We start from the raw sequence: 11,156 nt of genomic DNA, 5'->3' as shown, positions 1-11,156 counted from the left end.
GAGTTGTTTTCAACTCTTACTATTATACAGACTTTTTCAGACTTGTCAACAACTTTTTCTGTTTTTTTCAAATTAAGTAAAAAGAGCCAGAATTATACTGACTCTTCTATTGATTATTAAACTTAGAAGCACGTTCTTCTCCCCACCAATATGGGATTAGTTCTGCGACTTTCACTGTCTTTCTTGTATTGTAGTCCATCATGAATTCTGCTTCTTTATTTTCAACGTTCAACTCTAAGAGGAACTCTCTGCATGCGCCACAAGGCATACCCGAACTTCCACCATAAGGTGGTTGCTCTCGAAAGGCTAAGACTTTTTTAACCTTAGTTTGTCCCGAAAATTGGTACATATTGAAGAGTGCTGCCCGCTCTGCGCAGAGATGGAAAACACCACAGGTTCCCTCCATACAGAATCCTGTAAATATTTGTCCATCTTCTGCTTCTACTGCGGCAACGACATGATTCGCATAAACAAAATCAGATACTTCATGTGGATTATACAATTTCTGTGCTTCTTCGTACATCTTTTCCCAGATATCCATTGTTGCATCCTTCTTATTTAGAGATTTCTTTTAGCATGTTTTCGATATGCTGGATTGATTTTTCACGGCCTAACAAGAAGATAGTATCTGGCAATTCTGGTCCATGCATTTCACCTGAAACTGCGATGCGAATTGGCATGAAGAGATTTTTCCCTTTGATACCTGTTTCTTTTTGAACAGCTTTGATTTGTGGGAAGATATTCTCTGTTACAAATTCATCATCTGTCATCGCTTCAAGTTTTGCTTTGAAGGCTTCAAGAACTGTTGGGACTGTTTCTCCCGCCATGACTTCGCGCTCTGCTTCTGTCAATTCTGGAAAATCTGAGAAGAAGAGATCTGTCAATGGGATAATCTCATCTACTGATTTCATTTGTGGTTTATAGAGCTCAACTAATTTTTCAGCCTTGTCAGTTAAACGGCCTGCTTCCTCTAAGAATGGTTTTGCCATTTCAAAGATAGTTTCTAGGTCTGCATTCTTGATATAATCATTGCTCATCCAGTCGAGTTTTTTCTGGTCAAAGGCTGCTGGAGACTTGCTCAGGCGGTTTTCATCGAAAAGTTTAATGAGTTCTTCACGAGAGAAGATTTCATCTTCGCCACCTGGGTTCCAACCAAGAAGAGCAATAAAGTTAAAGACTGCTTCTGGTAAATAACCTTTTTTACGGTAGTCTTCGATAAACTGAAGGGTGTTGGTGTCACGTTTAGACAATTTTTTCCCAGTTTCAGAGTTGATAATCAAGGTCATATGACCGAACTCTGGAGCTTCCCAACCAAGTGCTTCATAGACCATAAGCTGTTTTGGTGTATTAGCAATGTGGTCATCTCCACGGATTACGTGAGAAATTTGCATATCATGGTCATCGATGACAACGGCAAAGTTGTAAGTTGGGTAACCGTCTTTCTTTTGGATAACCCAGTCACCACCAATATTGCCACCTTCAAATTCGATATCACCTTTAACCATATCATGCCACTTGTAGATACCTGACTCATTGACCGCCAAACGAACTGTTGGAATGATACCAGCTGCTTCACGTTCTGCGATGTAAGCTGCTTTTTCTTCTTCACTCATACCAAGGTATTCGTTAATGTAGCGAGGTGTTTCACCAGCTGCTTCTTGGCGTTCGCGTTCAGTTGCCAACTCTTCTTCTGTAACGTAAGATTTGTAGGCTTTTCCTTCAACTAGCAATTGATCGATGAATTTTTGATACAAGTCCAAACGCTCAGACTGGCGGTAATTTTCATGTGTTTCTGGGCTTTCATCCCAATCCATACCTAACCAACGAAGGTTTTCAAGTTGTGAACGTTCACCATCTTCGACATGGCGTTTACGGTCAGTATCTTCGATACGGATAATAAAAGTTCCACCGTGATGACGTGCATAAAGGTAGTTGAACAATGCTGTACGGGCATTTCCGATGTGTAGTAGTCCTGTTGGACTTGGTGCGTAACGTACGCGAATATCTTTTGACATAGTTTCTCCTATAAAGTCTCTAGGCGTCTGCCTTTTTGCTCTCTATATTATATCACAAGTCTTGGCTGAGGCCAATTTCTATGGATAAAGAGAGTAAAAAGAGTGGACAAGCCACTCTTTTCTTCTATTATAGACGTGCGTTAAGTTCTTTGCTCAATTCTTCAAATCCTGGTTTTCCAAGAAGGGCAAACATGTTACGTTTGTAAGCTTCAACACCTGGTTGGTCAAATGGGTTGATAGCATTCAAGTAACCTGAAAGAGCGATAGCCAATTCGAAGAAGTAGATTGTGTAACCAAGAGTGAAAGCATCTTGCTCTGGAAGAGTCACGTACATGTTTGGTACATCACCGTCTGTGTGGGCAAGAAGAACACCGTCAGTTGCTTTTTTGTTTACAAAGTCAACGTCTTTTCCTTGAAGGTAACCAAGTCCATCAAGGTCTTCTTCCAAGCTAGGGATAATCACGTTTTTACGAGGTTTGTCAACACGGACAACTGTTTCAAACATGATACGAGTTCCTTCTTGGATAAATTGACCAAGTGAGTGCAAGTCAGTTGAGAAGTTGGCTGAAGTTGGGTAGATACCTTTTTGGTCTTTTCCTTCTGATTCACCAGCCAATTGTTTCCACCATTCTGAGAAGTATTGAAGTGATGGCTCGTAGTTTACCAAGATCTCAGTTGCATAGCCTTTACGGTAAAGGATGTTACGAACTGCTGCGTATTGGTAAGCTTCGTTTTCAGAGATTTTATCTGAAGTGTAGTCTTTGCGAGCTGCATTCGCACCTTCCATAAGGGCTTTGATGTCAGCTCCTGATGCTGCGATTGGAAGCAAACCAACGGCTGTCAATACTGAGAAGCGTCCACCGATATCATCTGGAACAACAAATGTTTCCCAACCGTTAGCATCTGCTTCAACCTTAACAGCGCCTTTTTGGCGGTCAGTTGTTGCATAGATACGTTTGTTTGCTTCTTCTTGACCGTATTTCTTAACCAAAAGTTCTTTGAAGACACGGAAAGCAATCGCTGGTTCAGTTGTTGTACCTGATTTAGAAATCACGTTTACTGAGAAATCTTTATCAGCTACGTACTCTACCAAGTCAGCAAGGTAAGTAGATGAGATTGAGTTTCCTGCGTAAAGGATTTGTGGAGCCTTGCGTTCTTCTTTTGTTTGCAAGTTTGCAAAGTGGTGGTTCAAGAAGTCGATTGCTGCTTTCGCACCAAGGTAAGATCCACCGATACCGATTACAACCAAAACATCGCTGTCTGATTTGATTTGCTCAGCAGCTTTCAAGATGCGGTCAAATTCTTCGCGGTCATAGTTTTCAGGAAGGTCCAACCATCCCAAGAAGTCGCTACCAGCACCAGTTCCTTTACGGATCAATTCATCTGCTGCTGTTACTTGTGATTGCATGTATTCCACTTCATGTGGTGCAACAAATTTGTCTAAAACTTTTGAATAATCAAATTTAATATGTGACATGTTATTCCTCCAATATTTCTTCTTTTCTATCATAACGCTTACCTTCGTTTTTTTCAAGTTTTTTGTCGAATTTCTCCAATTTTTATCAGAATTCAAACGTTTGCGTAAAAATCCCACATTCCAAAAATTTTGAAAAAATAAAAGAAAGAACGACTAGATGTTCCAGTCGTTACAGTTCATTCAATAAATACTCAAATAATTCTAAATTGCCATCTTCTTCATTAACCAGAAACTCTGGATGCCACTGCAAACCAATAATGCGGTGCTCATCGATAGACTCAATCGCTTCGATGGTCTGGTCTCTTGGGTCAATAGCAGTTACACGGAAATTAGGTGCCAAATCTTTAATACTCTGACGATGAACGGAATTAACTTGACTTTCTTTTCCAAATAACTTAGCCACCACACTTCCTTCTACTGTCTCAATAGAATGAGATGTCCCGAAAGGTAGTCCTTGCCAGTGGCCTTCGATTTCTTGATTGAGAGTTCCCCCAAAGGCAACATTGACAAGTTGGACACCGCGACAGATTGCCATGATTGGTTTATTCTGACGAAGCGCTTCTTTCAAGAGCGCCAATTCAAATTCGTCACGCACTAGGTTGTAATCATCACTCTCGATGGTCTTTTTCTCTCCATAAAACTGAGGATGGACATTTTGACCGCCTGTCAAGATAAGTTTGTCAATCATTTCTACATAATCGCGAACAACTGACTCATCACCAACAGGAATGACTAAAGGGAGACCACCGACTTGACGAATGCTCTCTGCGAATCTACAAGATACAGATGAATGAATGTTTTTGCCCTCTGCGTCTACGGGACATAGATTTGCAGCAACTCCTACAACCGTTCTAGCCATGATGCCTCTCCTTTCGAATGTTAACGATAGTCTTATCATATCACTCAAAATGACTTTCGTCTAATATGTTTTTTTTAAGGCTGTGATAAATATTTTTTATGGACAAGAAAAAGCTGCCCAAGGGGACAACTTTTTTCTTATTCAAAAACAAATTGATTGTGATAGAGTTCTGAATAGAAGCCACCCAGTTTCAAGAGTTCATGGTGGCTACCGCGTTCAATGACTTCTCCATCTTTAAGGACAATAATCTGGTCTGCATTGAGGATAGTCTTCAAACGATGGGCAATGACGAAACTAGTTCTGCCTGCTACAACCGCCTCCATGGCATGCTGAATCTTGCTTTCTGTCACAGTATCTACGTTCGAAGTGGCTTCATCGAGAATGAGAACCTCTGGATCTGTCATCAGGGTTCGAGCGATAGAAATCAATTGCTTTTGTCCTGTCGAGAAGATGCTCTGGTCATCATCTATAAGAGTATCGTACTTATCAGGCAAGCTTTCGATGTAGTCGTGAATATGGGTTGCCTTGGCTGCTGCCTCAACCATTTCTTGACTAGCATCTGGCACACCAAAACGGATATTGTCTCGAATCGTTCCGCTAAACAAGACCGAATCTTGCAAGACAATTCCCACCTTGCTTCTGAGACTATCTAAATCATAGTCACGGATGTCTTTACCGTCAAAATAAATCCCACCAGCATTAACATCATAAAAGCGATTGATGAGGTTCATAATAGTCGTTTTCCCTGACCCAGTCGGACCAACAACCGCTGTCATCTGGCCTTTAGGAGCAGAAATGCTGACATCTTTCAAAATGGGTTTATCAGGCAAGTATGAAAAATCAATATGACTGATTTCAACACCTTCTTGCAACTTAGTAAAGGTCGGAGCCTTTTCAGGTCGAATTTCTTCCTCTGCATCAAACATTTCCTGAATCCGTTCAGCCCCAGTAAAGGCCAACTGAAGGCTTCCCCAACTAGCTGCAACTTGGATAATAGGCTGGTAGTACTGCTGTGAAAATTGGGCAAACATAACGATCAAACCTAAGGCTGTACTTGTTTCAATAGTCTTATCGTTTAATAGAATAGCTGAACCAGCAAAGATGACGACGGCTGTATTAACCAGACTCATGCCATTCATGACAGGGAAAAGAATTCCTGAGAACATTCTTCCTTTAAAGGTTGCCTTGCGCACGCGCTCATTTTGCTCAAGAAATCCTGCCATCATATCCTCTTGAATTCCTTGCACAATGACAGCTTTTTGACCTGAGATACTCTCATCCATATAGGCGTTGAGCTTCCCTACCTCTTTCTGCTGGAGGTTGGTGTACTTGCGTGCCATTTTTACGATGAAAATCAGCATGAGGAAGGCCACTGGTGTGCTGGCAATGGTGATGAGAGCCAGCGTTACATTTCTCGAAAACATGACAAGAATCAGACCAATGTATAGAACGATGTTGCTCATGACCTGAATCAAGCTTTCGTTAAAAGCTTGGAGGATATTATCCAAATCACTGGTAAAACGAGACAGGATATCGCCATCTTGACGGCGGTCAAAGAAAGAAACCGTCAAGCGAGCAAGCTTACCAAAGAGACCTTTGCGCATCTCGTTGGTCGACTCTGCAATCACGCGTGTCATGAGACACATGTATATCACACTAGAGATAGATAGAACCAAAACCAGCAGACCAAGATTGACCATGATTCCTGATAGACTTTGCCAAACAAGTTCTGGATTGCCATTTTGATAAGCTTGAACTAAATTAGCTAACTCTGTTACCGCTTGTCCAGAAAATACCGGAAAGAGAGCTTGGGCAAGAGTCGCCAGAACAATCATCAGGATAACAACTACAAATGATAGCTTATAGACTTTAAAATAATTCCAAAAAAATTGAACTGTCTTCATTTTACTCCTCCTTTCCTTTCTGTGTTTCGTAGATTTCACGGTAAACGGAATTGTTGGCAACCAAGTCTGCATGCGTACCTTGACCAATCAATCGTCCTTGATCCAGAACCAAGATTTTATCTGCATGAACAACCGAGCTAATCTTTTGAGCGATGATAATGGTTGTCGTTCCTTTCAAGTCCTTATTCAAGGCTTCTTGAACCAGGCGCTCTGACTTGGCATCCAAGGCTGAGGTCGAATCGTCAAAAATCAGAATACGTGGATTGCTGACAATCCCTCGCGCAATCGACATCCTTTGTTTTTGCCCACCTGAAAAGTTGGTTCCCCTTTCTTCAACTGGACTTTCAAAGGTTTTCTCCATACGATGAATGAATTCACTGGCTTGAGCAATATTGGCTGCGCGCTCCATTTCAAATAAAGTAGCATCTCCCTTACCCTGTCTCAAGTTATCTGCAATCGTTCCACTAAAGAGAATGGCACGTTGGAGAACGATAGAAACTGTTTTACGCAGGGTTCCTTCACTCACTTCTCGAATATCCTTACCTCCGATTTTGATAGCCCCTGCCTGTGGGTCAAAGAGACGTGGAATCAATTGAGCTAAGGTTGACTTTCCTGCGCCAGTCGCTCCAACTACACCAACCATTTGACCAGGTTCGATAGTAAAGCTCACATCTTTCAGCATCGGTTCCTTGTCCATTGGATAGGTAAAGGTTACATTTTCAAAGCTAAGACTTCCTACCAAGTCTTCATCTGGCACATCCTTGAAGGTCATGGCTGGCTCTGCGTCAAGAATTTCTCGAATACGACGCATAGAAATCATAGCACGACTGACAGAATTTCCCAAAAATCCAACCATGACAATGGTAAAGATAATCTGGCTCAGGTAATTGACAAAGGAAGCAATGGAGCCAACAACTGACGGATCCGACTGAACCATCCCCGCAACTAGCCAAATAGAGAAAAATACCGCCCCATAACCGACCAACATCATGAAAGGTTCCACTACTGAAAAGGCATAACCGATGTAAAGATTTTGACCGAGTAGCTCGTCTGAAACCTCCGTAAACTTAGCAAACTGCTCTTTTTCTTGGACAAAGGACTTGACCACACGAACGCCACGCAAATTTTCCTTTGCAATGGCATTGATGCGTTCAAGAAGGGTTTGAAACTTGGCAAAACGAGGCCCCATCATACCCATCATGACAGCAGTCAAACCAAAAATCAAGACTACCATGAGAACAATCACCCACCACAGAGAAGGTAAGGTTTGAACCGCCAAGATAAACGAACCGATGAACAAGAGGGGGAGCCTGAAAAGAATTTGGAAGGTCATCATGACGACGTTCTGAATCTGGTTGATATCATTTGTCATTCGAACGACTAGATTTCCCGCATTAAATTGTTCAATATTGGCATAAGAAAAGGTTTGGATTTTACGGAAGGCATCCTCTCGAAGGTCGGATGAAACTCCTTGAGCAATATAGGCTGCAAGGACAACATTGAGCCCACCAGCAACAAGACCGACCACGGCCACACCAATCAACCAAGCCCCGATACTATAAATAGCTTCATATTTTCCAGCAAGGAGGGCGTCTAACACTTCCTGCAGATAACGCGGTTGCAAAAGTGAACTAGCAACCATCAAGCCCGTCATCAGGAGCGAAGTCAAGGCCTGCCACTTGTAGGTTTTTATTTTCTGAATCAGCATACTTTCTCCTTAAAAAATAGACAAAAGGGAGCGACAATGCGTCAGCTCCTTTTCATTCTGTTCGTGTGATGTTATTCTAGCAAAAAAGTGGGAACTTGTCAAAGAAGTCTCCTTGATATAGCTAGAATGACAAGTAATTCATTCTTTATAATTTTTGTTTTAACTCGACCAAGACATTCATAGCCTGCATAGGTGTCATATTGTAAACATCCAGTTTAGACAATTCTGCTAGGATAGGATGCTCTTCAGGCTCGTCAAAGAGTGAAATCTGTTCAGTGGCAGCACTTGTTTGTCTCATAGGAACTGGACTTTCTGTCCCTTGATTCTCTAACTGAGTCAAAATCTTATCCGCCCTTGCTAAAAGGTCTGCTGGTAAGCCAGCAATCTTGGCAACATGGATACCGTAGGATTTATCAGCTGGACCTGGTTCAATCTTGTGAAGGAAGGTAACCTGCCCATCCTGCTCCAAAGTTGCCACGTGGACATTGACCAAATGTTGTAAACTAGACTCCAGACTAGTCAACTCATGGTAGTGGGTCGCAAAGAGGGTCTTGGCTCCTATGTGCTCATGGATGTATTCGATTATAGACTGAGCAAGAGCCATCCCGTCATAAGTTGCAGTTCCACGACCTAACTCATCAAAAAGAATCAAGGAATTTTTGGTCGCATGCGAAATGGCATTGTTAGCCTCCATCATCTCTACCATGAAGGTTGATTGACCTGAAACCAAGTCATCTGCTGCTCCGATACGGGTAAAAATCGCATCAAAAATCGGTAAATGGGCACTTTCTGCTGGCACATAAGAACCCAGCTGGGCCATAACCGCCGTCATGGCTAACTGACGCATGTAGGTTGACTTTCCGCTCATATTGGGCCCTGTAATCAGTTGAATACTGGTATCTTCTGCCATCTGAATCGTATTGGGAATATAGGTCTGAGCCCCCATAACCTTTTCAACGACAGCATGGCGCCCTTTCTGGATATCAATTCGCGAATCATCTCCGAATTCAGGTCGAATCAAATGCTGGGTTTCAGCCACAACCGCCAGACTCTGTAAGACATCAACTGTCGCAATTCCTTGGGCTAGAGCTTGTATACGTTGGATGTACTTGCTGACTTCTTCACGAATACGCATAAAGATTTCGTATTCGAGGTTAGCTGACTTTTCACGCGCCTCCAGCATATCGCCTTCGATATGAGCTAATTCCTCGGTACCGAAGCGTTCTGAGTTTTTCAGCGTCGCCTTGCGGAAAAAGTGAGCAGGCACATTTCCCAGTTGTGAATTGGTCACATGGAAATAGTAGCCGTCCTTCTTATTGTAGTCAATCTTGAGCGTGCTGATACCAGAATTTTCTCGCTCCTTAGCCTCAATCTCAGCAATCCAGCTAGTCCCTTCTCTGAGAACGCGACGGTACTTGTCTAAAGTCTCATCAAATCCAGTGCGGATAATCCCCCCATCTGTAATCACATGAGGAGCTTCAGGAGCAATCGCTGCGCTAATCAAACTCTCCAACTCAGGGATTCCATCCAGTTGTTCGATAAGATAGGCTAGAGAAGGTTGCTCCATCCCTTCTAAAATCGCACGAATCCGTGGCACACTGGATAAGGTGGTCGACAGCTGCAAGAGATCCTTGGGATTGGTTTTGCCAAAAGAAACACGACTAGCCAAGCGCTCAATGTCATAAACACCCTTGAGACTGTCTGTCAAATCACTGCGCTCAAAGAAATAGTCGAGAAAGACCTGCACCACTTCTTGACGTTGGATAATTCGTTCCTTATCAATCAAGGGGCGATGAATCCAAGACCGCAAGAGACGCATTCCCATAGCCGTCTTGGTTTCATCCAAAAGCCAGAAAAGACTACCTTGCTTCTTTCCTGAACGAGCATTCTCAACCAAATCCAGACTAGCCTTGGTCGCATAATCCATCTGCAAGAAATCCTTGATTTCATAGCGTATAACAGGCTTGAGGTGGTTCAATTCCCGCATCTGGGTCCGATGAACATACTGAAGCAGCTTACTAGATGCCGCTTGCTCCGCCACTGCCAATCGTGAATCCAGTAAATGAAAGTCCTCAAAGCCTTCTTTCTCATAAGAGAGCACCAGATTCATCTGACGATTGAGGATTTGTTCTTCTTCCTCAGACAAGTCATAACCCAACACCACTTCTCGAGCCTTAAGATTGCGGATTTCCCCACAAACCAGCGTGAAATCCAAAAGACCTGTCACATAAAAGTCACCCGTCACCAGGTCCATATAAGCTAGGCCAAATTGATTGCCATCACAGTCTATGGCAACCAAGAAGTTGTTCTGACTGTCCGGCTTACTGCTATCGACCACTGTCCCAGGTGTAATGACCTGAACAACCTCTCGTTTCACAACTCCAACAGCTTGTTTAGGATCTTCCATCTGCTCTGCGATAGCTACCTTATAGCCCTGCTCAATCAAGACATCGATGTACTGTTGGGCAGAATGATAGGGAACACCCGCCATAGGAATCGGATTGTCGGCATTCTTGTTGCGACTCGTTAAGGAAATTTCCAGAATCTGCGCAGCATTGACCGCATCCTCATAAAATAATTCATAAAAATCACCCATACGAAAGAGCAAAAAAGCATCTGGATATTGCTTTTTAATATCCACATACTGTTGCATGCCGGGTGATAGCTTTTCTGTCGCCATTTTCCGTCTCTCCTTGTCAAAAATAAGTCTTGAGAGCAACTCCCAAGACCTTACTTATCTTTCATCAAATCTAGCAAACGATCTTCCATGAGTTTGGCAACGTGCTGGTCTCGACAAATGACCAATAAGGTATTGGCACCAGCAACTGTTCCTAAAATCCATTCATCCTTGTTTGCATCTACAATATTTGCCAAAACAGAGGCTTCTCCCAATTTGGTATGAAGTACCAAGGTAAACTCTGCTCTTGCAACACCTTCTAAATGATGAGACAAAAATTCCACCAAATCAATCTTTTCTGTCTCATTTGCTAGTACATAATACACCATATCATTTTTCTTGACCTTGGTCAAGCCAATTTCACGCAAATCACGAGATAGAGTTGTCTGCGTCACAAAGACATTGTGTGCCTCCAACCGATCTTGAATTTCTTTTTGTGTACTTAACTTCTCCTCAGTAATCATTTTTTTTATTAACTGATGACGATCTCTTTTTCTCATAAAATCCTCTTATATG

The 11,156-nt window shown here is 42.5% G+C and carries 8 protein-coding genes; all 8 read right to left on the bottom strand.

The window, feature by feature from the left end; genetic code table 11:
- Nucleotides 1–106: 106 nt before the first annotated feature.
- Nucleotides 107–541 (bottom strand): cytidine deaminase, encoded by a 435-nt coding sequence (locus O3664_RS08380; protein WP_004258677.1) that lies wholly within the window; start codon nucleotides 539–541, stop codon nucleotides 107–109.
- A 13-nt stretch (nucleotides 542–554) separates the two neighbouring features.
- Entirely contained in the window at nucleotides 555–2,015 is a 1,461-nt protein-coding gene (gene gltX, locus O3664_RS08375; protein WP_000031049.1) for a glutamate--tRNA ligase, read from the bottom strand.
- A gap of 127 nt (nucleotides 2,016–2,142) precedes the next feature.
- Entirely contained in the window at nucleotides 2,143–3,492 is a 1,350-nt protein-coding gene (locus O3664_RS08370; protein WP_000018268.1) for a glucose-6-phosphate isomerase, read from the bottom strand.
- A 169-nt stretch (nucleotides 3,493–3,661) separates the two neighbouring features.
- Nucleotides 3,662–4,351, bottom strand: coding sequence for a gamma-glutamyl-gamma-aminobutyrate hydrolase family protein (locus O3664_RS08365; protein WP_000124770.1), 690 nt, complete (start codon nucleotides 4,349–4,351; stop codon nucleotides 3,662–3,664).
- A gap of 137 nt (nucleotides 4,352–4,488) precedes the next feature.
- The gene (gene patB / locus O3664_RS08360; protein ID WP_004258659.1) at nucleotides 4,489–6,255 is read right to left on the bottom strand and encodes a multidrug efflux ABC transporter subunit PatB; all 1,767 of its coding nucleotides are present in this window, start codon (nucleotides 6,253–6,255) and stop codon (nucleotides 4,489–4,491) included.
- Between the two features lies 1 nt (nucleotide 6,256).
- The gene (gene patA, locus O3664_RS08355) at nucleotides 6,257–7,963 is read right to left on the bottom strand and encodes a multidrug efflux ABC transporter subunit PatA (protein ID WP_031237282.1); all 1,707 of its coding nucleotides are present in this window, start codon (nucleotides 7,961–7,963) and stop codon (nucleotides 6,257–6,259) included.
- 145 nt (nucleotides 7,964–8,108) lie between these two features.
- Nucleotides 8,109–10,643 (bottom strand): DNA mismatch repair protein MutS, encoded by a 2,535-nt coding sequence (mutS, locus tag O3664_RS08350; protein ID WP_004258650.1) that lies wholly within the window; start codon nucleotides 10,641–10,643, stop codon nucleotides 8,109–8,111.
- 50 nt (nucleotides 10,644–10,693) lie between these two features.
- The gene (gene argR / locus O3664_RS08345; RefSeq protein ID WP_001231476.1) at nucleotides 10,694–11,140 is read right to left on the bottom strand and encodes an arginine repressor; all 447 of its coding nucleotides are present in this window, start codon (nucleotides 11,138–11,140) and stop codon (nucleotides 10,694–10,696) included.
- Nucleotides 11,141–11,156 lie beyond the last annotated feature (16 nt).

This window comes from Streptococcus sp. 27098_8_109, from assembly GCF_041432295.1.
Taxonomy (GTDB): domain Bacteria; phylum Bacillota; class Bacilli; order Lactobacillales; family Streptococcaceae; genus Streptococcus.
The sequence above is the reverse complement of the archived record's forward strand: the minus strand, read 5'-3'. Positions and strand labels throughout refer to the sequence as shown.